At 64.2% G+C, this 24,153-nt stretch carries 20 protein-coding genes; 13 read left to right on the forward strand and 7 right to left on the reverse strand.

Annotated features, from left to right (window positions below; translation table 11 throughout):
* Positions 1 to 10 precede the first annotated feature (10 nt).
* Positions 11 to 1,705: a glycerol-3-phosphate dehydrogenase/oxidase gene (locus SJY18_RS05935; protein ID WP_337338684.1), complete on the reverse strand. Its 1,695-nt coding sequence runs from the start codon at positions 1,703 to 1,705 to the stop codon at positions 11 to 13.
* 182 nt (positions 1,706 to 1,887) lie between these two features.
* On the opposite strand from SJY18_RS05935, the gene SJY18_RS05940 reads away from it, so the two are divergent.
* The 8 genes from SJY18_RS05940 to SJY18_RS05975 all read left to right on the forward strand — a co-directional run bounded on the left by SJY18_RS05940 (position 1,888) and on the right by SJY18_RS05975 (position 10,378).
* The gene (locus tag SJY18_RS05940) at positions 1,888 to 2,841 is read left to right on the forward strand and encodes a sugar-binding domain-containing protein (protein WP_337338632.1); all 954 of its coding nucleotides are present in this window, start codon (positions 1,888 to 1,890) and stop codon (positions 2,839 to 2,841) included.
* A gap of 309 nt (positions 2,842 to 3,150) precedes the next feature.
* Positions 3,151 to 4,173, forward strand: a complete 1,023-nt coding sequence (gene ribD, locus SJY18_RS05945; protein ID WP_396668701.1) for a bifunctional diaminohydroxyphosphoribosylaminopyrimidine deaminase/5-amino-6-(5-phosphoribosylamino)uracil reductase RibD — start codon at positions 3,151 to 3,153, stop codon at positions 4,171 to 4,173.
* The gene (locus SJY18_RS05950) at positions 4,173 to 4,817 is read left to right on the forward strand and encodes a riboflavin synthase (protein WP_396668702.1); all 645 of its coding nucleotides are present in this window, start codon (positions 4,173 to 4,175) and stop codon (positions 4,815 to 4,817) included. Before ribD ends, SJY18_RS05950 begins: the two co-directional genes overlap by 1 nt.
* Entirely contained in the window at positions 4,814 to 6,091 is a 1,278-nt protein-coding gene (ribA, locus tag SJY18_RS05955; RefSeq protein ID WP_337338629.1) for a GTP cyclohydrolase II, read from the forward strand. The genes SJY18_RS05950 and ribA overlap by 4 nt, the downstream gene beginning before the upstream one ends.
* On the forward strand, positions 6,088 to 6,570 hold the full coding sequence (ribH, locus tag SJY18_RS05960) for a 6,7-dimethyl-8-ribityllumazine synthase (RefSeq protein WP_396668703.1): 483 nt from the start codon (positions 6,088 to 6,090) through the stop codon (positions 6,568 to 6,570). Before ribA ends, ribH begins: the two co-directional genes overlap by 4 nt.
* A 53-nt stretch (positions 6,571 to 6,623) precedes the next feature.
* A complete protein-coding gene (locus tag SJY18_RS05965) occupies positions 6,624 to 6,977 on the forward strand; it encodes a Fe-S protein (RefSeq protein ID WP_337338627.1) in 354 nt (117 codons plus the stop codon).
* Positions 6,978 to 7,055: 78 nt separating this feature from the next.
* Positions 7,056 to 8,405, forward strand: a complete 1,350-nt coding sequence (locus SJY18_RS05970; protein WP_396668704.1) for an ion channel protein — start codon at positions 7,056 to 7,058, stop codon at positions 8,403 to 8,405.
* A 44-nt stretch (positions 8,406 to 8,449) separates the two neighbouring features.
* Positions 8,450 to 10,378: an ABC transporter ATP-binding protein gene (locus SJY18_RS05975; RefSeq protein ID WP_396668705.1), complete on the forward strand. Its 1,929-nt coding sequence runs from the start codon at positions 8,450 to 8,452 to the stop codon at positions 10,376 to 10,378.
* Positions 10,379 to 10,396: 18 nt separating this feature from the next.
* Here SJY18_RS05975 and SJY18_RS05980 read toward each other — a convergent pair whose 3' ends face one another.
* Positions 10,397 to 12,268, reverse strand: coding sequence for a phosphoenolpyruvate carboxykinase (GTP) (locus SJY18_RS05980; RefSeq protein ID WP_396668706.1), 1,872 nt, complete (start codon positions 12,266 to 12,268; stop codon positions 10,397 to 10,399).
* A gap of 116 nt (positions 12,269 to 12,384) precedes the next feature.
* On the opposite strand from SJY18_RS05980, the gene SJY18_RS05985 reads away from it, so the two are divergent.
* The gene (locus SJY18_RS05985) at positions 12,385 to 13,821 is read left to right on the forward strand and encodes a helix-turn-helix domain-containing protein (RefSeq protein WP_396668707.1); all 1,437 of its coding nucleotides are present in this window, start codon (positions 12,385 to 12,387) and stop codon (positions 13,819 to 13,821) included.
* Positions 13,822 to 13,831: 10 nt separating this feature from the next.
* Here SJY18_RS05985 and SJY18_RS05990 read toward each other — a convergent pair whose 3' ends face one another.
* A complete protein-coding gene (locus tag SJY18_RS05990) occupies positions 13,832 to 14,245 on the reverse strand; it encodes a winged helix-turn-helix transcriptional regulator (protein ID WP_396668708.1) in 414 nt (137 codons plus the stop codon).
* A 104-nt stretch (positions 14,246 to 14,349) separates the two neighbouring features.
* Here SJY18_RS05990 and SJY18_RS05995 point away from each other — a divergent pair, with 104 nt between their 5' ends.
* Positions 14,350 to 14,721, forward strand: coding sequence for a DoxX family protein (locus tag SJY18_RS05995; protein ID WP_396668709.1), 372 nt, complete (start codon positions 14,350 to 14,352; stop codon positions 14,719 to 14,721).
* A gap of 62 nt (positions 14,722 to 14,783) precedes the next feature.
* On the opposite strand, the gene SJY18_RS06000 is transcribed toward SJY18_RS05995, so the two are convergent.
* A complete protein-coding gene (locus SJY18_RS06000; RefSeq protein ID WP_396668710.1) occupies positions 14,784 to 16,256 on the reverse strand; it encodes an NAD-dependent succinate-semialdehyde dehydrogenase in 1,473 nt (490 codons plus the stop codon).
* Positions 16,257 to 16,388: 132 nt separating this feature from the next.
* Complete coding sequence (locus tag SJY18_RS06005) at positions 16,389 to 16,688, reverse strand: hypothetical protein (protein WP_337338619.1); 300 nt, start codon at positions 16,686 to 16,688, stop codon at positions 16,389 to 16,391.
* Positions 16,689 to 16,868: 180 nt separating this feature from the next.
* On the opposite strand from SJY18_RS06005, the gene SJY18_RS06010 reads away from it, so the two are divergent.
* A complete protein-coding gene (locus SJY18_RS06010) occupies positions 16,869 to 18,521 on the forward strand; it encodes a thiamine pyrophosphate-binding protein (protein ID WP_396668888.1) in 1,653 nt (550 codons plus the stop codon).
* Between the two features lie 10 nt (positions 18,522 to 18,531).
* On the opposite strand, the gene SJY18_RS06015 is transcribed toward SJY18_RS06010, so the two are convergent.
* Together SJY18_RS06015 and SJY18_RS06020 are read right to left on the reverse strand one after the other, a co-directional pair.
* Positions 18,532 to 20,421 (reverse strand): FAD-dependent monooxygenase, encoded by a 1,890-nt coding sequence (locus SJY18_RS06015; RefSeq protein ID WP_396668711.1) that lies wholly within the window; start codon positions 20,419 to 20,421, stop codon positions 18,532 to 18,534.
* A 38-nt stretch (positions 20,422 to 20,459) separates the two neighbouring features.
* Positions 20,460 to 21,848: an MFS transporter gene (locus tag SJY18_RS06020; RefSeq protein ID WP_396668712.1), complete on the reverse strand. Its 1,389-nt coding sequence runs from the start codon at positions 21,846 to 21,848 to the stop codon at positions 20,460 to 20,462.
* A gap of 116 nt (positions 21,849 to 21,964) precedes the next feature.
* On the opposite strand from SJY18_RS06020, the gene SJY18_RS06025 reads away from it, so the two are divergent.
* Together SJY18_RS06025 and SJY18_RS06030 are read left to right on the forward strand one after the other, a co-directional pair.
* Complete coding sequence (locus tag SJY18_RS06025) at positions 21,965 to 23,464, forward strand: fumarylacetoacetate hydrolase family protein (RefSeq protein WP_396668713.1); 1,500 nt, start codon at positions 21,965 to 21,967, stop codon at positions 23,462 to 23,464.
* Complete coding sequence (locus SJY18_RS06030) at positions 23,461 to 24,144, forward strand: GntR family transcriptional regulator (RefSeq protein ID WP_396668714.1); 684 nt, start codon at positions 23,461 to 23,463, stop codon at positions 24,142 to 24,144. The genes SJY18_RS06025 and SJY18_RS06030 overlap by 4 nt, the downstream gene beginning before the upstream one ends.
* Positions 24,145 to 24,153 lie beyond the last annotated feature (9 nt).

The following is a 24,153-nucleotide window of genomic DNA, read 5'->3' on the forward strand; positions in this document are numbered from 1 at the left end:
ACCGGGCAGGTTATGACTGTGCGTGAACCGTGAGTGGCTGGAGCGGGGCGATATCGCCCGCGGCGAGTCGTTCCGCTTCTGCTTCGGCGTCGGTGGTGGTGCGCGCGGCAGCATCTGTTGCTTCACAGCGGGCGATGTACGACGCCTTCTCTGCGGCGATCTTCGCGTCATCCCACCCCGCGACCTCTCCGACGATTGCGGCGATCTCATCGAGGGCTGCTCGCCCGGCGTCAGCCACTTCGTACGTGAGGCGGGTGCGATGCAGCATCACGTCTTCCAGGTGGAGCACCTGTTCGTGGGTCGCTGCGAAATGGATCTCGGCACGCAGGTATGCCGGCGCATGCTCGAGCGGAGCGGCCAGATCGGGCTTCAACTCGATCGCGTCGATCAGGTCGCGTATGCCCGACCCATACCGGTGCAACAGGTGGTGAATCATCACCGAAGACCACCCGAAGCGCTCTTTGAGCCGAGGCGCCTGACGTCTCATCGCATCAAGCCCGACGGCTCCGAGCAAGGGAATGCGATCTGTGATCGATGGCAGCGTCGTGGCGCGGTTGCCGAGCGCGAAGTCAACCGCATCTTTCGCCATCACCCGATAAGTCGTGAGCTTGCCACCGGCAATCACGACAAGTCCGGGCGCGGGCGAGGCGACGGTATGTTCTCTCGACACCTTCGCCGACGACGTTCCCTCTTTGGTGCCCGGCTGCAGCAGCGGACGAAGCCCCGCCCAGGTGCCGATCACGTCATCGCGTGAAATGGGTTCTGCCAATACGGCGTTCGCGTGGTCGATGACGTAGTCGATGTCGGACGCCGTCGCGACGGGGTGCACGGGGTCGCGCTCGTATGGTGTGTCGGTCGTGCCGATTACCCAGTACCGCGACCACGGGATGACGAACAGCACCGACTTCTCAGTCTGCAGAATGAGTCCTACGCTGCCGCGAATCCGTTCGCGGGGCACGACAATGTGAATGCCCTTCGACGCGAGCACCTTGAGCCCGCCCTCGGTGCCGGCGAGCGCTTCGGTGTCTTCCGTCCACACTCCGGTGGCGTTGATGACGCGAGCGGCCTTGATGGTGTGCTCAGTGCCGGTCTCAAGGTCCAGAACGACCGCGCCGTTGACCTGGCCAGCATCGGACTTGGTCAGTTCGATCAGCTGCGTGCGCGGCGCCGCCAGTGCGCCGTAATCGACGGCGGTGCGCACGAGCGTGAGCACGAGGCGGGCGTCGTCGACCGAAGCATCCCAATACTGAATCGCGCCAAGAGCCGAGTCGGCGCTCAGATCGGGAAAGGCGCGGTGCAGCGCCTTCTTCGACAGGTGCTTGTGAAACGGCATGGCGCGTCCCTTGCGGCTGCCGATTGTCGCGAGCACGTCGTAGAGCGCGATTCCCGCACCCACGATGGGCCGCTCCCAGTGTTTGACCACCGGATAGAGGAACGGAACACGTTCGACGAGGTGCGGCGCGATCTCTTTGATGAGCAGATCACGTTCAGTCAGGGCTTCGTGTACGAGCGAGAAGTCGAGCATCTGCAGATAGCGCAAGCCGCCGTGCACGAGTTTGCTCGACCGGCTCGATGTTCCGCTCGCCCAGTCCTGTGCCTCGATGATGCCCGTTCGCAGTCCTCGGGTTGCGGCATCGAGTGCGACGCCCGCGCCGGTAACGCCGCCACCAATCACAAGGATGTCGAGCCCCGCGTCGTCGCTCATAGCGGCGAGGGCCTCGGCTCTGGTCTGGTCGGTGATCGCGTTCGTCACAGTTCCTCCTGCGCGTTGTGCTCGACCCGTCCGATGTGGCGGGGGGCCTCAATAGCGGCCCGATCTCTACTTTGCGTGCGTCGGCACGTATGCGCAATAGTGGTGCACAAACGTGCAGCAGGTGAGGAGTTCGAGTGGACGATCGTGACGAAATGATGCACGAGGCAGCGACCTTGTACTACCTGCAAGACGAGACCATGGAGTCGATCGGCCGCCACCTCGGCATCTCTCGCTCCGGGGTGAGCAGGCTGCTCAAGCTCGCGCGCGACCGCGGCGTGGTGCAAGTGCAAGTGCGCCCGCCCGGGGCAGGTGGCGCCATCGCCAGCCAGGTGTCGTCGCTGTTTCGCGTGCGTGCGCACGTGGTGCCGGTTCGCACGGCGCTCACCGAAGACAGCCGCCTCGACAATGTCGCCCGCTACGCCGCCCAGCTGACGCAGAGCTGGTTCACCCACGGCATGACGCTTGGACTCGCGTGGGGAACCACGGTGGCCGCCGTCTCAGCCCACCTCACCCACACCCCGCTCCGCGAGGCGACGGTCGTGCAGCTCAACGGAGCGACCAACACATCGACCTCGGGGCTTGCGCACGGATCAGAACTCGTCACCCAGTTCGCCCAAGCTTTCGACGCGAGTCCCCAGCACTTTCCCGTCCCGGCTTTCTTCGATCTGGCCGAGACGCGCGATCTGATGTGGCGCGAACGGAGCGTGCGGCATGTGCTGAGCGTTCAAGCTCGCGCAGATATTGCCGTCTTCGGCGTTGGGGCACTGGCTGCCCCTGTGCCCTCTCGCGTCTACATCTCGGGATACCTCGAATCGACCGACCAAGCGGCGCTCGCTGCCGATGGGGTCGTCGGCGACGTCTGCACCGTCTTCTTGCGTGAAGACGGATCATGGGAAGACATCGCGATCAACAAGCGGGCGACGGGCCCCACGCCGCGGCAGCTGCAGGCGATCGATCGACGTGTGTGCGTCGTGTCAGGCGACGCCAAGGTCGTGCCACTTCGGGCGGCACTGCGCGCCGGCGCCGTGACAGACCTCGTCATCGACGAACCCACGGCGGCCACACTCGTGCGAGGCACACCGCGTTAGCTCACGGTGCTCGAGAGCCGTCAGGCCAGCGCAAGCCACTGACCGGGAATGAAACCTTTGGCGCGGCGTTGGGTAGACTTGTGAGCATTAGCATGCTCCGGGGTCGGTGAGAATCCGAACCGGCGGTGACAGTCCGCGAACCAAAGCACCAGCATCTCTTAGGTGCCGCTGCGGTTGATCTGGTGAAATTCCAGAACCGACGGTGATGTGACGAGAATTCGTCGCTAGTCCGGATGAGAGGAAGCATGGCGGTGCGACCTGCACCGTTGCGTCTGCAACCCCGGAGAACCGAGGGTAAGGACGAACGAGATGGCGGTCACCGACATCGAGCGCGGCGCAATGCGCCGCGCGCTGGCTATCGCCCTCAACGGCCCGCGTGGAGTAAACCCGCAGGTCGGCGCCGTCATCCTCTCGCCCGGCGGCGAGATACTCGCTGACGGCTGGCATCGCGGCATCGGCACCGCACACGCCGAGGTCGATGCGCTGTCGAAACTCGCGGCGGATGCCGCTCGCGGAGCGACCGCGGTTGTGACTCTCGAGCCCTGCAACCACACCGGCCACACCGGCCCCTGCTCTGAGGCCCTCATCGCCGCGGGCATCGCGCGCGTGGTCTATGCCGTCGCAGACCCGGGCGAACACTCGGCCGGCGGCGCGCAACGTCTTCGCGACGCGGGCATCGACGTCGACGCACGCGTTTTGGAAGAGGATGCTGCGCAGCTGCTCGATTCCTGGCTCACCGTGCAACGACTCGGCCGGCCACACGTCACCGTCAAGTGGGCGCAGAGCCTCGACGGGCGTGCCGCAGCCGCCGACGGTACGAGCAAGTGGATCACAGGACCCGCGGCGAGAGCCGATGTGCACCGTCGCCGCTCCCAGACGGATGCGATTGTCGCGGGCACCGGTACCGTGCTGGCCGATGATCCCGCCCTGACCGCACGAGACGAGAGCGGTGAGCTGTTCGGGCACCAGCCACTGCCGGTGGTGATCGGCTCGCGCGCCGTTCCCGACGCCGCGGCCCTGCGTCGGCATCCGCACTCCTTCGAGCAGTATGCCAACCCGGCTGAGGCGCTCGACGCCCTCGCTCGTCGTGGTGTTCACCGTGTGTTCGTAGAGGGCGGCCCGACGCTCGCGAGCGCGTTCCTGCGCGAAGGGCTCGCCGACGAAGTACTCGCCTATGTCGCCCCCGTGCTGCTCGGCGGCGATCGCCTCGCAGTCGACGACATCGGCGTCGCCACGATTTCGCAGGCACGGCGACTTGCCGTCGCATCCATTGAGAACCTCGGTGATGATCTGCTGGTCATCGCCCATCCCACCGGCGAAAGCGAGAACTGATGTTCACCGGAATAGTTGAAGAGATCGGTCGCGTCACTGCCGTGGCACCGTCGGGCGACGGCGTACGCGTAACCGTGCAGGCGCCCAAAGCGATCTCAGACGCCGAGCACGGCGACTCGATTTCGGTAAGCGGAGTGTGTCTCACGGTTGTGGATCAGGGCGAGGACTGGTTCACCGCCGACGTCATGCAACAGACCCTCGATATGTCGACCCTGGCGGGCGTCTGCGCGGGTCGCGCGGTCAACATCGAACGAGCAACCGCGGCACACGGACGCCTGGGCGGACACATCGTGCAAGGCCACATCGACGGCACCGGCGAAGTTCTCGAAGTGCGCCCCGGTGCGCAGTGGCAGGTCATTCGCATTTCGCTCGCTCCTCAACTCGCCCCTTTAGTCGTCGACAAGGGGTCCATCGCTGTCGATGGCGTCTCGCTCACCGTCAGCGCGGTGAGCGACGCGGCCGATAGCGCCCAATGGTTTGAGGTCTCGTTGATCCCCGAAACGCTTGTCGCCACCACGCTCGGCACGCGCCAGCTGGGCGAAAGCGTCAATCTCGAAACAGACATTCTGGCGCGTCATGTACAGCGCCTACTCGCTTTTTCTTCTGCGGCATCGGCCGCAAACACGGAAGGAGGCTCGCGATGAGCCTTGCCACGATCCCTGAGGCGCTAGCAGCCCTCGCTGCCGGCCGACCCGTCATCGTCGCTGACGATGAGAACCGGGAGAACGAGGGTGACGTCATCATCTCGGCCGAACTCGCCACTCCCCAGTGGATTGCATGGACCGTTCGCTGGTCGAGCGGCTTCATCTGCGCGCCGATGCCCGCGGACTGGGCAGATCGGCTCAATCTGCCGCCCATGGTTGAGGCGAACGAAGACGCCCGCGGCACCGCCTACACCGTGAGTGTGGATGCTGCGCAGGGCGTCACCACCGGCATCAGTGCTTCCGATCGCTCCCACACGCTCAACGTGCTTGCCAACCCGGATTCCGGGCCGACCAGCGTGATCCGCCCCGGGCACGTGCTGCCACTGCGTGCGGTCGATGGTGGGGTGCGCGAGCGCGGAGGACACACCGAAGCCGCCGTCGAGCTGATGCGCCTTGCCGGCCTTCAGCCGGTCGGTGCGATCGCCGAGGTCGTTGACGAAGATGGCTCGATGATGCGACTGCCCGGCCTGATGGATCTCGGAGAGCGCGATGGCGTTCACGTGATCACCATCGAGCAGCTGATCGCGTATTTGAACGAGATCGAGCCTCTGGATGCGGCCGTCCAGCCAGCGCATCGTCGCCGGGTCAGCCTTCGCGCCGAGGCGAATGTGCCGACCGCGCACGGGGAGTTTCGTTTCTTGGCTTACAAAGATCGCGTGACCGGCACCGACCACGTCGCGGTTGTCGCTGGTGAGATCGGCTCTGAGCCGCCTCTCGTGCGCGTGCACTCCGAGTGCCTCACGGGCGAGGCCTTCGACTCGCTCAAATGCGAATGTGGTCCACAGCTGGATGCTGCGCTTGACGCTATCGCCACGCAGGGCGGCGTCGTCATCTATATGCGCGGGCATGAGGGCCGCGGCATCGGGCTGATCAACAAGCTGCGTGCCTACAGCCTGCAAGAGCGCGGACTCGATACCGTCGACGCAAACCTCGCGCTAGGGCTGCCGGCAGATGCCCGCGACTATGCCGCTGCGGCAGGAATTCTTGCTGACCTGGGGATTGACAGCATCCGACTGCTCACCAACAACATCGACAAAGTGACCCAGCTTCGCGGCTTCGGCCTCGACATCGTCGAGCAGGTTCCGCTTCTCGTCGGAGTAGGCCCCAACAACCACCAGTACATCGCCACCAAGCGAGACCGCATGGGGCACATCATCAATTCCGACGACCTGGCAGATGCGGTCGCGAAAATGCACGAAGGAGCCCAACGATGAGCGGTACCGGAGCACCCACGCCCAGCGGTCACGTCGACGCCACGGGCCTGAACGTCGCGGTCATCGCCGGCACATGGCATGACGTGATCACCGACGGACTGATCGCCGGCGCGGAGCGCGCCCTGAAGCAATACGCGGCGACGTGGCGGCTGGTTCGCGTTCCCGGCTCATTCGAGCTTCCGGTCGCCGCGAAGACCGCGCTTGACGCCGGCGCCGATGCCGTCGTCGCGCTCGGCGTGATCATTCGCGGTGGCACTCCGCACTTCGAATTCGTATCGTCCGCCGCAACCGATGGCCTCACCCGGGTCGCCCTCGACGCCGGCAAGCCGGTCGGCTTCGGTGTGCTCACACTCGACGACGAAGCCCAGGGAATCGACCGCGCGGGTCTCGAAGGATCGAAGGAAGACAAAGGCTTCGAAGCGGCGGATGCTGCGGTGCGCACCGCCGTGTTGCTGCGCGAGCTTCGAGCCACTCGCTGAGGTGAGGACGGCCTTGCTAGCGCGAGCGCGCGTTTGCGCCTAGGTTGACGATTATGGAGACCCTGCGCCACATCGTCTTGTTCGTTCACCTGATTGGTTTTGCTGTGCTCTTCGGAGCATGGGCCGTAGAGGCGGTCAACGGCCACCGGGGAATCACCCGACTGATGAGCTGGGGCTTGGCGCTCGCCGCTGTGGCAGGCCTCGCGCTTGCCGCACCCTGGGGAATCGACTACGACCTCAACTACGCGAAGATCGGCACCAAGCTCGTCATTCTTATCGTCATCGGTGCACTGCTGGGCATCGGTTCCGGCCGTCAGCGCAAGTCCGGCTCGGTACCCCCTGGCATCTTCTGGTCGATCGGCATTCTGACCGCAGCCAATGCGGCGATCGCCACGATCTGGCGCTGATCGCTCGAACACCGCATCGCAGAGCTCCTTCTATCCTTGCCATGAGGCTTGGCAAGCAGATCAGAGGGAAGGCTGCACATGACAGCGAACGATCCAGACCACGCTGGGCCGACCACGGAGTTCGGGCGTAGCCATATTCAGGCAGTACCCGCAGACCCGTCGCCCACGCGTCGGCTCTTGATATTGTCGGGGCCAGCGCTGCTCATCGGCATCGCCAGCGCCCTCGGGCTCATAGTGCTTGACCTCATCGCGGAGGCGTTGGAGAACCTGCTGTGGGACGGGCTTCCGGCTCTTATCGGATTCGACCAATACGCACCGTGGTGGATTCTCGTCGTGCTGACGTTGGCTGGCTTCGCCACCGGTCTGATCGTGCGGTTCGCCCCGGGGCACGCAGGCCCCGATCCCGCGACCGAGTCGTTCTTTCCTCCCGCCGTTCCGCTCATCACTCTCCCGGGCCTTGCCCTGGCCGCCATCATCACTCTTGCCACGGGTGTGAGTCTGGGCCCTGAGGCGCCGATCATCACCTTGAATGTTGCTCTTGCCGTCTGGGTCTGCAAGAAGGTCATCCCGGCTGTTCCCACCAAGCTGATCATCCTCATGGTGGTTACCGGCACCTTCGGCGCACTCTTCGGATCTCCCCTGGGCGCTGCGCTTCTGGCGACCTCAGTGGCGGCGGCCACAGCCTCCAAAGCGCTGTTGTGGGATCGCCTGTTCCTTCCGCTGGTATCTGCGGCGTCGGGTTCACTGGTGATGATGGTCTTCAGCGGCCACACGATGTCGCTTACCCTCCCCGAATACACCCCCGCGGTGTTCGCTGATCTCGGTGTCGCGTTGGCGGTGGCTGCCGCCGCAATGGGCGCAGGTTTGTGCCTGCTGTTGCTGTTTCCACACGTGCACCGGCTGTTTCACCGGTGGCGCGGCCCGGTCATACCGCTGACGGTCGCCGGGGTGCTGCTGGGTGCGCTCGGAGCGCTCGGTGGCGAGGTCACCCTCTTCAAGGGCGTGGATCAGATGGCACAGCTGGCAGCAGCGGCCGACGATGTCGAAGCATGGCAGGTTGGAATGATCGTCGTGATCAAACTCGCCGCGCTTCTGATCGCAGGCGCAGCGGGCTTCCGCGGCGGACGGGTGTTTCCCACGGTGTTCATCGGAGTGGCCGTCGGTGTGCTCGCCTACGCCATCTTCCCCAGTATTTCGCTGACGGTAGCGATCGGCGCTGGTGTGCTCGGGATCTGCCTCGTGGTGGTGAGAGACGGATGGCTTTCGCTGTTCATCGCCGCCGTCGTCGTCGGAGATGCCACGCTGCTGCCGATTCTGTGCATGGTGGTCTTGCCCTGCTGGCTCGCTGTCGCTCGACTGCCACAGATGCAGATCACCGAGCCCGGCGCGGCCGCACACGACACGAATAGCAAACAAGCCGCACAGTAGAAGTACGGTTCTATATAGTCCCGTCTCACAAAGTAGGTTCCGCCGTGTCTTCCCCCGCTACCCCCGCCACGACTGCCCGCCCGCCGCGTGGTCGACGCCGCAAGCAAGAAGGGCCTCGCGCCAGCTTCAGACAGCTGCTGCCGTTTCTGTTCGAACACCGCGGTGTTCTGATCGTGGTTGCGATCCTCAGCGTGCTCGGGGCCATCGCGACGCTCGCGCAGCCGCTCCTGGTCGGGCAGGTCATCTCTCTGGTGCAGGCTGGCGACCCGCTCGGCTCGCTCGCCTGGGTCATTGCGGCACTCGTGGTCGTGGCATCGCTGATCTCGGGCTATCAGCACTATCTGCTTCAGCGCACCGGAACCGCCGTGGTGCTCTCAAGTCGACGTCGCCTCATCTCGCGGATTCTTCACCTGCCGATCAGTGAGTTCGACTCGCGCCGAACCGGCGATCTGGTGTCGCGCGTCGGAACCGACACCACGCTCCTTTACGCCGTGCTGACGCAAGGCCTTGCCGACGCCGTCGGCAACGGCCTGATCTTCGTCGGCGCGCTGATCGCCATGGCGGTGATCGACCCGCTGCTGTTGCTGCTCATCGTGGTCGTCATCGGCGTCTCGGTCGGCATCGTGACGGTCATCAGCGGCGGCATTCGCCGTGCGACCGAAGTGCAGCAGGCCAAGGTCGGTGAGCTAGCTTCGGGTGTTGAGCGAGCGGTCGGTTCAATTCGCACGATACGTGCGGCTGGTGCAGCCGCTCGCGAGCAGGCCGCGATTACCGAAACGGCCACCGATGCCTATGACGCCGGAGTGAAAGTGGCGAAAGCCTCGGCCCTCGTCGTGCCGATCGCTGGCGTGGCTCTGCAACTTTCACTTCTCGCTGTGCTCGGCGTGGGCGGGTTCCGGGTGGCATCCGGCGCCATCACTATCGCGAGCCTCGTGACGTTCGTGATGTTCCTCTTCTTCTTGATCCAGCCGCTCGCAACATTCTTCGGTGCGATCACCTCGGTGAATCAGGCTTTGGGCGCGCTCGGGCGCATCCAGGAGGTTCTCGACCTGCCCACGGAGACGCAGCAAGATGCGCAGCTGGCTGCGACCGTGCGTTCAGAGGCTGTCCCGACTAGCGCCGATATGGCGGCTATTGAATTTCGCGACGTGCACTTCGCCTACCCCGAAACCGTGGTCGAAGCCCGGCGCAAGGCCGAAGCCGAAGCACGTGCACTGCTCGAAAGCGTGCACGTCGAGGCGTCCGCGGTCACCGTTGGCGACGAAACGGCGAACTCCAGAACAGACGAAACCGAGAGTGTGCTGCAGGGCGTTTCGTTCTCGGTGCCGCGGGGCGCGCGTGTCGCACTCGTCGGCCCTTCCGGTGCTGGCAAAAGCACAACGCTCTCGCTCATCGAGCGCTTCTACGACCCCACTTCAGGCGCGATTCTGCTGGCGGGTGAAGATGTGCGCACCCTTGAGCGCGATGCTCTTCGCGCGCAGCTGGGCTATGTCGAACAAGATGCACCCACGCTCGCTGGCACGCTTGGCGAGAATCTTCGCCTCGCCTCGCCACACGCGTCTGACGACGAGTGTGAACGGGTGATGCGCGCGGTCAATCTTGGAGACGTTCTCGATCGAAGCGCCCTTGGACTCGAAGCCCCGGTGGGGGAATCGGGCGTCAAGCTTTCGGGTGGCGAGCGTCAGCGACTCGCGATTGCGCGCGCGCTGCTCGCGGCTCCGCCCATCCTGCTGCTCGACGAATCGACATCATCGCTTGACGGGCTCAACGAACAGCGCATGCGCGAAGCCATCGATGCGGTCGCTGCGGGGCGCACGCTCATCGTCATCGCGCATCGGCTGTCAACCGTCGTCGACAGCGACCTCATTGTGGTGCTTGATCGCGGCAAGGTCGTCGGGCAGGGCACTCACTCCGAGCTGATCGCCTCTACCCCGCTCTACCGAGATCTCGCCAAGCACCAGCTGCTGGTGTGACCGGCGGGCGCGCCCCGGCTAGGCGCGTTGCAGGCGGTAGCGCAGTGCCGAAAGCTCGGCCCACAACGGCGCCGGCACTCGTCCGTCGAAGGTGCGGTAGAAATCTTCGGTCAGCTCAGACTCCCGCATCCACGAGTCGCGGTCAATCGAGAACAGTGCCTCAAGGTCGGCGTCCGAGATTTCGACACCGTCCAAGTTCAGCTCGTCGGTCTTGGGCAGTCGACCGACCGGGCTGTCCACCGCGCCGACCGAGCCTTCCACGCGGCGAATGATCCAGTCGATCACGCGGGCGTTGTCGCCGAAACCCGGCCACAGGAAGCGTCCATCATCGCCCTTGCGGAACCAGTTGACCTGGAAGATGCGCGGGGCGCGATCGAAGCGCAGCTTCTGACCGATGCGCAGCCAGTGCCCGAAGTAGTCGGCCAAGTTGTAGCCGCAGAACGGAAGCATGGCGAACGGGTCGCGGCGAAGCTCGCCGACGGTGCCCTCGGCTGCGGCAGTGCGCTCGGAAGAGATGTTAGAGCCCATGAAGACTCCGTGCGTCCAGTCGGTTGCCTCGACGACGAGCGGAACGTTGGTCGCTCGGCGCCCACCGAAGAGGATCACGTCAAGCGGCACGCCCTCAGGAGCATCCCAATCGGCGGCGATCTGCGGGCACTGTGATGCGCGAACGGTGAAGCGTGAGTTGGGGTGCGCGGCAGGGCGTCCCGAATCTGGCGTCCACGGCTTGCCTTCCCAGTCGGTGAGCTTGGCCGGCGGGGTATCTGTGAGCCCTTCCCACCAGACATCACCGTCAGGACGCAAGGCAACGTTGGTGAAGATGGTGTTGCCCCAGAGCGTCTCGACCGCAGCGACGTTGGTTGACTCCCCAGTTCCGGGAGCGACGCCGAAGAACCCAGCCTCCGGGTTGATCGCCCACAGACGTCCGTCGTCGCCCGGGCGCAGCCACGCGATGTCATCACCGATGGTTTCTACACGCCAGCCGGGAATCGTGGGGCGAAGCATCGCGAGATTGGTCTTGCCACAGGCCGAGGGGAAGGCAGCGGCCACGTGGTACGCCTTGCCTTCGGGCGAGATGACGCGGATCAGCAGCATGTGCTCGGCCAGCCAGCCCTCGTTGCGGCCGATCACCGAGGCGATGCGCAATGCGAAGCACTTCTTGGCAAGAATGGCGTTTCCGCCGTAGCCAGAGCCAAACGACCACACCTCGAGCGTGTCGGGAAAGTGCACGATGTACTTCTCGTCATTGCAGGGCCATGCGACATCTTGTTCGCCCGGCGCCAGCGGAGCGCCCACCGAGTGAACCGTCTTGACCCAGGGCGCGCCGTCTGCAATCTGACGCAGCACATCGGTGCCGACACGGGTCATGATGCCGATTGAGGCTACGGCGTACGCGCTGTCTGTGATCTGAACGCCAATGTGCGAGAGCGGGCCCCCGACCGCACCCATCGAGAACGGCACGACGTACATGGTGCGGCCACGCATCGATCCTTCAAACAGCGGGTTGATCGTGGCGCGAATCTCTTCGGGCTCAGCCCAGTTGTTCGTCGGGCCAGCGTCGGTCTCGCGTTGCGAGGCGATGAAAGTACGCGCCTCCGTGCGAGCAACGTCGCTCGGGTGAGAGCGCGCGAGGTACGAGCCTGGTCGCCATTCCGGGTTGAGCTTGATGATCTTGCCCTCGTCGACCATCTCGCGCAAGAGGGCATCGTTCTCGGCACGCGATCCGTCGACCCAGTGCACTCGGTCTGGCGTGGTCAACGCCGCGACCTTGTCTACCCAGGCGACGAGATCTGCCATCCCCTCGCCATACACCGCGGGCATCTCACCGAATGTCGGCACGGTCTTCATGGTCGGCCTGGTGGTCTGCGGGACGATGTCTGCGATTGCCATGGTTGCGCTCCTCTGCGTAGCAAATCGGTTCTGTTCCTCAAGACTGCGCCAGAATCAATGGGAATTTCTAAGAAATATGGCGTCAAGAACTTGATTTCTTTCGCTATTCTGAAGGAATGGCACCTAGCGCAATCGAGTTGTCCACTCTTGGCCATCGCATCCGGCACCAGCGCGTGTCGCGGGGGTACACCCTCGACGAGCTGGGGGCTCTTGTGGGAGTGGCAGGCAGCCAGCTGAGCCTCATTGAGAACGGCAAGCGCGAGCCGAAGCTCTCGCTGCTGCAGTCCATCGCCGGTGCCACCGGAGTCGACGTCACCGAGCTGCTTTCGACCGAGCCTCCGAATCGCCGAGCAGCACTCGAGATCGAATTGGAGCGGGCGCAGTCGAGCACCGTCTTTCGTCAGCTCGGCATTCCGCCGGTCAGGATCACCAAGAGCACGAGCGACGAGACCATCGAGTCGGTGCTCGGCCTGCATCGCGAGCTGCAGCGCCGCGAGAGCGAAGCGATTGCGACCCCCGAAGAAGCACGTCGAGCAAATACAGACCTGCGCCACAAGATGCGTGCGGTTGACAATTACCTTCCCGATATCGAGAAACTCGCTGAAAAGCAGCTCAAGGCGGCCGGTCATGTCTCTGGTGCACTGACCCACCGCACCGTGAGCGTCATGGCTCAGCAGCTCGGCTTCGAACTCATCTACGCGAGCGATCTTCCTCACTCCGCGCGCTCCGTCACGGATTTGGAGAACGGTCGCATTTACCTGCCACCAGCATCCATCCCCGGTGGTCACGGACTTCGCTCAATGGCTCTGCAGGCGATGGCCCACCGACTGCTCGGTCACACCAGGCCGAGCGACTACGCCGATTTTCTTCAGCAGCGCCTCGAGATCAACTACTACGCCGCATGTTGTTTGATGCCTGAAACAGCATCGGGCGCTTTTCTCTCGCAGGCGAAGAAAGACCGCAACCTCGCCGTCGAGGACTTTCGTGACGCGTTCGGCGTGACGCACGAAGCAGCCGCTATGCGACTCACCAACCTCGCGACGGTTCACCTCGGCATCCGTCTTCATTTTCTGCGGGTGGATGGCTCGGGAGCTATCTCGCGTGTCTACGAAAACGACGATCTGCCCCTGCCCACCGATGTGACGGGTGCGGTCGACGGTCAGATCGCGTGCAAGAGGTTCTCAGCACGGGCTGCCTTCGCCGAGCAGAACCGCACCACCGAGCACTACCAGTACACCGATACCCCCGCCGGCACGTTCTGGTGCTCGACGCAGACCGGCTCTACCTCTGACGGGGAGTTCTCGATCACCGTCGGCGTGCCGTTCGACGATGCTCGCTGGTTTCGCGGACGCGAAACCCAGAAGCGCGCGACCTCGCACTGTCCCGATGAGACCTGTTGCCGTCGGCCCCCGGCCGAAGTCACCGAACGCTGGGCGGGCAAGGCGTGGCCAAGTGCCCGCGTACATATGCAGATGTTCTCGCCGCTGCCCCGCGGGACGTTTCCCGGCGTAGACGACAACGAGGTCTATTCGTTCCTCGACCGTCACGCGTGACCAAAGGCCGCTAGCCGCGCTCGTCGTAGGCGGCGCGCGCGGCTTCAACCGCGGCATGGTTCTCAATGGCCCACTGACCGACGGCTTCCGCGATGGCGATGAACGTGCCGCCGAGCTGAGTGTGTTCGTACTCGACGCGCGGGGGAACTTCTGCGTGCACGGTGCGACTGATCAGCCCGTCTCGCTCGAGCTGTCGCAGCGTGCGGGTCAACATGCGCTGCGAGATCCCGGGGATGTGCCGCTGCAGCTCGCTGAAGCGCAGCCGTCCGCCGCGCAGTGTCGCGATCAGCAGCAGCGACCATTTGTCACCCACCCGGTCGAGCACCTCGCGGATGGCCCGACCTCCCACCTCCGGATCGCTCGCTCGCCCACAGGAATTCTCATATGCCGTCTGGGTTACCTCGATCGGGTCGTTCAACGTCATGACGTGTTCCTCACTTACACTCGTGTGCCTTTTGCAACACCGTCATCAATGACTCATGATGAGGTTACTTACTTATCGTAACCGACCTACTCAAGGGGAACTTCTTGATCATTGCACTGTGGATTCTGAACGGCATACTCGCCCTCGCATTTCTCGCGGCCGGCGCCATGAAGGCGCTGCGCTCAAAAGACGCTCTGCGTGCCAGCGGCGGCATGGAATGGGTCGACGGCTTCAGCCCGACCGCAATTCGTCTGATTGGCGTCGCAGAAGTGCTCGGCGCGGTCGGACTCATCCTGCCGCTTCTCACCGGCATTGCGCCCATCCTTACGCCGATCGCTGCCACCGCGCTCGCGATTCTCATGATCGGGGCTACGGTCACGCATGCACGCCGCCACGAGAAGGTTGCCCCGACGCTGGTGCTGACAGTGCTCACGATCGCGAGTGCGATCCTCGGGTTCGTCGTCGTCCTCGGCTGACGACGGCAGTCCTCGCAGGCGCACCGCGGCGAACGCGGTGCGCCTGCGTCAGACGTGCACAGCTAGGCGTGCGGGTTGGGTGTCAGCGTGTACTTGGTCTGCAAGTATTCGTGAATGCCTTCGGCCCCGCCCTCGCGCCCGAGGCCTGACATCTTCCAGCCCCCGAAGGGCGCTGCGGCATTCGACACCACGCCGACGTTGAGGCCCATCATGCCGGTCTCGAGCTTGTCGATCATGCGCTGTCCACGCGACAGGCTTTCGGTGAAGACGTACGACACCAAGCCGTACTCCGTGTCGTTCGCGATGCTCACGGCTTCATCTTCGGTGTCGAAAGGCACAATCGCCAGCACCGGCCCAAAGATCTCTTCACGCAGAATGTCGCTGCCGGGCTGCACATCTGTCACAACGGTCGGCTCATAGAAGGTGCCCGGGCCGTCGACTGCCTTGCCGCCGGTCTTGAGCTGTGCGCCGCGTGAGACGGCGTCTTCAACGAGCGATTTCGCCTTTGCGACCGCGCGGTCATCGATCAGCGGACCAATGGTGACGCCCTCTTCAGTACCTCGGCCGATTGCGAAACCTTCGACTCGTTCGGTGACACGTCGCGCGAACTCTTCGGCAACGGAACGGTGGACGATGAAGCGGTTTGCCGCAGTGCAGGCTTGACCGATATTGCGGAACTTGGCGAGCATCGCGCCCTCTACCGCTTTGTCGAGATCGGCGTCGTCGAACACCACGAACGGTGCATTGCCACCAAGTTCCATCGAGGTGCGAAGCACCCCATGGGCAGCTTGTTCGAGCAGCTTCTGACCGACACCCGTCGAACCGGTGAACGACAGTTTGCGCAACCGCGGGTCGCGAATGATGGGCTCCGAAACAGCGCCCGATGTCGAGGTCGTGAAGACGTTGACAACCCCCTTGGGCAGACCGGCATCTTCGAGCAGCTTCACAAAGTAAAGGGTCGTCAGCGGTGTCAGCTCGGCCGGTTTGATCACGACCGTGCAGCCTGCCGCGAGCGCCGGCGCGATCTTGCGGGTAGCCATGGCCAGCGGAAAGTTCCACGGCGTGATGAGGAAGCACGGCCCGACCGGATGCTGCGTCACAATCATGCGACCAGTGCCTTCGGGGTTTGCAGCGTACCTGCCCTGCACCCGCGCTGCCTCTTCGCTGAACCAACGCAGGAACTCGCCGCCGTAGGCCACTTCACCTCGGGCTTCTGCCAGCGGTTTGCCCATCTCGATGGTCATGAGAAGGGCGAAGTCCTCTTTGCGCTCCTGCAGCAGGTCGAACGCACGACGCAGAATCTCGCCGCGCTCTCGCGCGGGTGTCGCCGCCCACGCTGGGAAGGCATCGGCAGCAGCATCCATGGCCGCCTTGCCGTCGTCGACACCGGCATCGGCGATCTCTTTGACGACGAGGCCCGTCGCCGGGTCAACGACCTCGAGTGTGTTGCCACTAGCGGCTGGCCGCCAGTCTCCGCCGATGAACAGCGAGTCGGGAACGGCTGCCAGCAGATCGGTTTCACGGTTGTCAGTCATTCGAGACCCCTTCATCAATCGGATGCCGCAGCGAACGGCGGTCGCCTACGGTCCCATTCTGCCGGGATTGCGCACTCACCCCGATATACGTGATGTACAGATGGCGCTACCCGTTCGCCTCTGCGGAGGCCACTAGTACGACTCAGAAACGAGCGCAATGTCGTAGTGGGCGATTCGCTGCGGAACGCCCTCGAATGCCGCCGCTCGAGCTGCGGAAGCGACGTACACCTCTTCGAGCGCGAGGAACTCTTCTTTGGTTCCCTCGATGCTCACCGCCCACACGAACTCGTTCGATTCGCGCAGTCCGTAGGCGAACTCGATGGTGAAGCCCGCCGCGGGGCGAACCTCGGGCATGCAACCCTGCCACCAGGCGACGAATGCGTCGTACTCTCCGTCAACAAGGGCATAGCGTCGCAACTGAATCGTCTTCATTCTTCGATCATGCCAGCGACACGCATCGGCTCGCGCGCATATACTCAAAGTGTCCAGCGGTGTATTCCCCCGCCGGTGCTCGGAAAAGGGGCACGCAGCCGACGCTTGAAAGCGAACGCGAGACACATACGGAATCTCTGCTCCGTCGTCTCGAAAGGCTTTGTCATGCCCGCTGTCCCTATGACCACCGTTTCTGCGCACGTCGCTCTCACCCTCGGCCGCCACGTCGACCATGTCTTCGGTGTGATGGGCAACGGCAACGCCTACTTTCTCGACGCACTGGAGCGATCGACTCGAGCGCAGTTCACCGCCGTGCGCCATGAAGCCGGCGGCGTTGTTGCGGCAGACGCGTTCTGTCGAGCGTCGGGGCGACTGGCTGCGGCCACCGCTACGTACGGTGCAGGCTTCACCAACACGCTGACCGCACTCGCCGAAGCGGTGCAGGCTCACGTCCCCCTGGTGCTGGTCGTCGGCGATGAACCGACCTCAGGCCCGCGCGCGTGGGATGTTGACCAGATCGCAATGGCATCTGCCGTCGGCGCGCGCACCTACACGGTGGGGCGCGCCGATGCCGCCGCCACGACTGTGATCGCCATCGAGCACGCGCTGACCTACCGCGTTCCCACCGTTCTCGCGATCCCCTACGACGTTGCCGCCCTCGACGCCGGCCCCGTTCCCGCCGCTCCCGAGCCTCGCGTGCCTACGCCCCTTGCCCCGCGCGGAGCGTTTGCTGAAGCCTCGGTACGCGAACTCGCTGATGCGCTGGCTACCGCGAGCCGCCCGTTCCTGCTCGCGGGCCGCGGCGCGTGGATCTCAGGTGCCCGAGACGCTCTCGGACACCTCGCCGACGTCACTGGGGCTGTGACCGCTTCTACCGCGCTGGGCCGCGGCATCTTTCCGCGGCCCGAGTTCGATCTCGGAGTCACCGGAGGTTTCGGCGCTGAGGGTGCGATGGAACTCGTGCGCGAAGCCGACGTCGCTGTGGTGTTTGGTGCGTCGCTCAATCAGTTCACCATGCGCTTCGGCGACCTATTCGCTCCCGGCACACGCGTCTTCCAAGTTGATGTGGCGCCGACAGCGACCCATCCGCACGTTGCCGGGTTTGTTCGGGCGGATGCTGCCAGCGTCGCTGAAACACTCGTGACCGAACTCATCGAGGCCAAGTCTGAGCCGAGTGGTTGGCGCGAATCGATCGATATCGCCGCGTTGCGGGCTTACGAACAGGGCGACTCGGTTGCCGCTGACGGCCGCCTGGATCCCCGCACCGTGGCCAACCGCATTGGTGAACTTCTTCCGCAGGACCGTGTCGTCGTGTCTGACGGTGGCCACTTCATCGGCTGGGCGAACATGTACTGGCCGGTGGCCTCGCCCGACCGCCTGATGATGATCGGCACCGCATTTCAATCGATCGGCCTCGGCTGGCCGTCTGTGCCCGGTGCAGCTCTCGCCAGGCCCGAGTCGACGATCGTTTTGACCACGGGCGACGGCGGCGGCCTGATGGCGCTTGCTGACCTCGAATCGGCCGTGCGCGTTGCTGCTGGTCGCGGAATCGCCGTGGTGTGGAACGACGCCGCGTACGGGGCCGAGATCAACCTCTACGGATTGAAGGGCCTTGCCCGCGAGCCGATGATGATCCCAGAGGTTGATTTCGCGGCACTGGCCGCCGGCGTCGGCGCCGAGGGCGTTGTGGTGCGCACGATGGCCGACCTGGAAAGGCTCGCCACGTGGTCGGCGGAGCCCGAGGCATCCCGACGATTCCTCGTGCTCGACTGTCGAATCTCAGGCGACGTGATCGCGCCCTACCAGCAGGAGATCATCCGAGTGAACTCCTGATCGCGGGGATTCATCCCTCGAAGACCGGCGCGAAGAAGTCTGCGAGTGCGGCAGGATCGCTCAGCGGAAGAACCGCTGAGACGTATTGATCAGGGCGCACGACCACGACGACGCCGTCTCGCGACAGTTCGCGCTCGGCAAAGATGTCTGCGTCGTTCCAGTCGGTTTTTCCGGCTGCGAAGACTTTCTCCCAATCGGTGAGGCCGAGTGGACCCGTGCACGGGCGAAACAGTTCGGGTACGGCATTCCAGTCGACCGCAGCGGGCGGCTGCTGATAGACGACCTTGATGTCAAAGATCGCGTCGACATCGCCGTGCGCAGGCGTGAACGTCTTCAGCGGAGACTCGGGCGCGGTCGCAACCCACTCCGCCCAGCGCGAGAGCTGAGAGCTCTCCCCCGCGGCTGGCGCATCGGCGAACGCATAGATGCGCCAACGACCATCGGCGGTGGCGTGATGGCCGAGATGAATCGCATTGCCGTCGCACACGAGCGACACCCGTGCCGACTTGAAGCGCTTGCCGAGAGGGAACCCCTCAGCCAGATGCTGGTGCGCAGCATCCATCACGATTGCCGACGGCCCGTACTGGGTCATGAACCCCGATGGAAACTCCGCCGTAGCGAGGTAGTGCGTGGCGAGGTCTTGCGGGTCGGTGATCTCTTCTGGCTTGCGCGCCATGAGCGATGACCACTCTTTGTCGAAGTCGATCAGCTGCTGCGCGACCGGTTGCCGCTCCGCGGAATAGGTCGACAGCAGAGTCTCGGGGCTGCGCCCGGTAAGCACCGAGCCGAGCTTCCACCCGAGGTTGAAGCCATCTTGCATTGACACATTCATGCCCTGCCCGGCCTTCGCACTGTGCGTGTGGCAGGCGTCACCTGCCAGGAACACGCGCGGCGAGCGGTCATCTCCCATCGGCACATCGTCGAACTTGTCGGTTACCCGGTGGCCAACCTCATAGACGCTGTGCCACGCGACCTGCTTCACATCAATCGAGTACGGGTGCAGAATCGCATTGGCCTTGCTTATGACGTCTTCAATCGGAGTCTGGCGCACGCGATGGTCATCATCTGCTGCGACCTCACCCAAGTCGATGTACATGCGGCTGAGGTATCCGCCCTCTCGCGGAATGTGGAGAATGTTCCCCGCGGCAGAGTTGATCGCGCATTTCGTACGCCAATCGGGAAAGTCCGTATTCACCAGCACATCCATCACACCCCAGGCATGCGCCGCGCTGTTGCCGGTGTGCTTTCGACCGATCGCCTCGCGCACGCCACTGCGAGCGCCGTCACAGCCGACAACGTACTTGCACCGAACGGTGTGCTCCTCGCCCTCTCGCTCACCCGCGGTAGAGCGCACACGCACCTCGAGAGGGTACTCCTCGCCGTCGTGACGGGTGAGCGAGACGAACTCGAGGCCATAGTCGGGCACGATGCGCCCAGGACCCTGCGCCGCTGCTTCTGCGAAGTAGTCGAGAACCCGCGCCTGGTTGACGATCAGGTGAGGAAACTCGCTGATCGAGTAGGCGTAGTCCGGGGTACGCGAGGTGCGAACGATGTTCTGTGGATTCTCGGGGTCGGGCCCCCAGAAGTTCATGTAGGCGATGTTGTACGCCTCGGCCACGATGCGCTCGGCGAATCCGAAGGCCTGGAACGTCTCCACGCTGCGCGGTTGGATCCCATCAGCCTGGCCGAGCGGCAACCGCCCGTCTCGACGCTCGATAATGCGCGTCGAGACGGACGGAAAGTGCGACATCTGGGCTGCGAGCAGCATGCCCGCGGGGCCGGAGCCCACGATGAGTACGTCGATCTCGGTCGGCAGCTGGTCGGGGCGATCGGTGCCGATCGCCGCGGCCGGCTGGAGGCGCGGATCGCCTGACACATACCCGTGGTGGTGAAACTGCATGCTGCCTTCTTCGGTCGACTTGACTCGGGTGCCGGGGGCTACGCCCGCGACATCCCGTATATCGGGCTCTTGGTCTGCTCAGCTTCGTGATCCGGACCGAGCGAAATGCCCGAACGGTCACGCAGCAGCAGGGTTGCCGCGAGCCCGATGCAGGTCATCCCAGCGAGATACCACGTCACCGAGTCGGTCGATCCTGTTGCCTGCACGAGAGCAGTGGCAATGGTCGGAGCGAATGCTCCACCGAGGATTGCACCAAGGGCGTACGAGATCGAGACACCCGAGAATCGGATCGATGCAGGGAACAGCTCTGAGTACAACGCTGCCTGCGGTCCATAGGTGAAACCAAGGCCCACGGTGAGAATCGCCAGCCCGAAGAACAACGACATGATGTTGCCGGCATTGACAAGCGGGAACAGCAGGAAGACACCCGCAAGCTGCAGAATCCACCCGATGATGTAGGTGTTGCGTCGGCCCAGTCTGTCGGAGATCCAGCCGGCGAAGAACGTGGAGATCAACCAGGTGACTGCCGAGGCAGCAACCGCCCACAGTACAGGTCCGCGCTCGAGCCCAACCGGTCCGTCGGGGTTTGTTGCGTAGTTCTGAATGTATCCACCGGTCGTCATGTAGCCGACCGCGTTGTTACCGGCGAAGACCAGCGCCGCGATGATCACGAGAAGGGTGTGCTTCTTGAACAGCTGCACGATGGGCATGCGTGTCTTCTCTTTGCGCTCGGCGAGCTCGGTGAACACCGGGCTCTCCTCGACGTGACGACGCACCCAGTAGCCCACGATGATCAGAATGAACGACAGCAGGAACGGCACGCGCCAACCCCACTCGATAAACGCGTCACCCGGAGCGATCACGGCCATCAGCGCCATGATTCCCGATGCGAGCAGCAGACCGATCGGCACGCCGATCTGCGGCGAGGCGCCGAACATTCCGCGCTTGGCCTTCGGGGCGTGCTCGACGGCCATCAGCACCGCGCCGCCCCACTCGCCACCGGCCGAGATTCCCTGCAGGATGCGCAGGGTCACGAGCAGGATCGGTGCCGCGACACCAATCTGAGCGTATGTAGGCAGCAGACCAACCAGAGTGGTCGCTCCGCCCATCAACACCAGCGTGAAGACAAGCACGACACGGCGGCCGTACTTGTCGCCGAAGTGACCCGCAAGGAAGGCACCGAGCGGGCGAAACAAGAAGCTCAGGCCCACGGTGGCGAACGAGAGCAGCAATGCCGCCTGCGCGCCGAGTGGTTCAAAGAAGATCTGGCTGAAGACCAGACCAGCGGCCGCGGCATAGATGAAGAAGTCGTACCACTCGACGGTGGTTCCGACGACTGTCGCGAACACCACGCGTCGCCTGTCGGCTGATGTGGCAATGGTGCCCGTGGGGGTGAAGCCCTGTGGCGCGGAGGGTGAAGCGGACATCGTACGGTGACTCCTTCGTCATTCGAACCAGCGGTGTGGGCGGTCAAGAATGAGCACTTGCTCGCCTGCCGTCGATCATATACGATTTCAGATATCACGCAAGAGCGAGGGAGCTCATGAACGAAACCACACCGTCCGAGCCCACATCCGACGATGCCCGTTTCGCCGCGCTCCCCCAGCGGCCGGGCAAGATCATCGCCGTCCACCTGAGCTATAGCTCCCGAGCAGATCAGCGCGGCCGCACACCCGCTTCGCCGTCCTACTTCTTCAAGGCATCGAGTTCCGTCGCCGCCTCAGGAAGCACGATCGAGCGCCCTGCGGGCACCGAGCTGCTCGCTTTCGAGGGCGAGGTAGCGCTCATCATCGGAACCGCGGCTCGTCATGTCAGCACCGCCGAGGCATGGAACCACATCGCTGCGATCACCGCAGCCAACGACTTTGGGCTCTACGACCTGCGCGCAAACGACAAGGGTTCCAACGTTCGATCGAAGGGTGGCGACGGCTACACCCCGATCGGACCACAGCTGATCGATGCCCGCGATGTCGACCCCGAAGCCGTGCGCGTACGCACGTGGGTGAACGGCGAGCTGGCTCAGGACGATACGACTGCGGGCCTCATCTTTCCGCTGACGCAGATCATCGCCGATCTCTCGCAGCATTTCACTCTCGAGCCGGGTGATGTGATTCTGGCTGGCACTCCGGCAGGCTCGTCGGTGGTCGTACCAGGCGACATCGTCGAGGTGAGTGTCGACGCGGCCGGCGCAAGCTCGGGGCGACTCGTGACCCGAGTAGTGCAGGGCGAGACTGCATTTGATGAATCTCTCGGTTCGCTGCCCTCGGTCGATGAAAAGCAACGCGTCGAAGCGTGGGGCTCCGCCGAGGCTGCGGGCGTCGCGGAGGTTGCGCCGGCTCCAGCACTCACAGCCGAATTGCGCGAGAAACTCCATCGCGTGCCGGTCGCCGGGTTGTCTGCTCAGCTGCGCAAGCGTGGGTTGAACAACGTCACCATCGATGGCGTGCGCCCCCTGCACCCCGAAGCCAAACTGGTGGGCACCGCGAAGACGCTTCGCTTCGTTCCTCACCGCGAAGACCTGTTTGCATCGCACGGCGGTAGCTATAACGCTCAGAAACGCGCGTTCGACTCTGTTGGCGACGGCGAAGTCATCGTTATCGAGGCGCGCGGCGAGACCGGGTCAGGCACGCTAGGAGACATCCTGGCGATCCGTGCGCACGCGCGCGGCGCCGCGGGCATCATCACCGATGGCGGCGTGCGTGATGCCGACGCAGTGACCGCGGTGGGCATCCCGGTATACACCGCGGGAGCGCACCCGGCGGTGTTGGGTCGGCGCCATGTGCCGTGGGATCTCGATGTCACCATCGGCTGCGGCGGCACCACGGTGCAGCCTGGCGATGTGATCGTGGGCGACCGCGATGGCGTCATCGTGATTCCCCCAAGCCTCGTCGAAGAGGTCGTGGATGCCGCCCTCACGCAGGAAGGCGAAGACGCGTGGATTGCCGAACGGGTCGCGGAGGGCAACCCACTCGATGGCCTGTTCCCGATGAACGCTGAGTGGCGGGCACGCTTTGAAGCTGCTCACACCGAGGAGCCGCAATGAACGCGGCATCCACCAAGAGCAAATCCCAGCTGGCCTACCACTGGGTCAAGGAGCGCATCTCGAGCCAGGAGTTCACTCCCGGCTACCGACTCGTGTTGGGCAGCATCGCCAGCGAGCTCGATATGAGTGTCGTTCCGGTGCGCGAGGCGATCCGTCAGCTTGAAGCTGAGGGACTGGTCACCTTCGAACGCAATGTCGGTGCACGCGTATCGATGGTTGACGACACTCAGTATCGCTTCAGCATGCAATCGCTCAGCATCCTCGAAGGCGCCGCCACTGCCTTAGCCGCACGTCGCCTCACGGTGGACGACATCCGTCGCGCACGAGACATCAACGATCTGATGGTCGAGACGCTCGACCACTTCGATCCGCGCGCCTTCACCCGACTGAACCAAGAGTTTCACGCCACGCTCTTCGCCACCTGCGCGAACCCCCGGCTGCTTGAGCTGGTCGAAGCAGAGTGGGGCCGACTCGGGCACTTGCGTGATTCCACCTTCAGCTTTGTGCCCGGTCGCGCTGCCGAGTCGGTGCGCGAGCACGAGAACATCCTGCAGCTCATCGAGAACAGCGCACCGCTCGGCGAGATCGAGAAGGCCGCCCGTCGTCACCGATCGGCGACCCTCGATGCCTACATGATCCACGAGCATCCCGACGAGACCCTCGGCCTGCCGGCCTTCTAACCATCTCCC

Source organism: Microbacterium sp. R86528, assembly GCF_044596335.1.
GTDB classification, from domain to species: Bacteria; Actinomycetota; Actinomycetes; order Actinomycetales; family Microbacteriaceae; genus Microbacterium; species Microbacterium marmarense.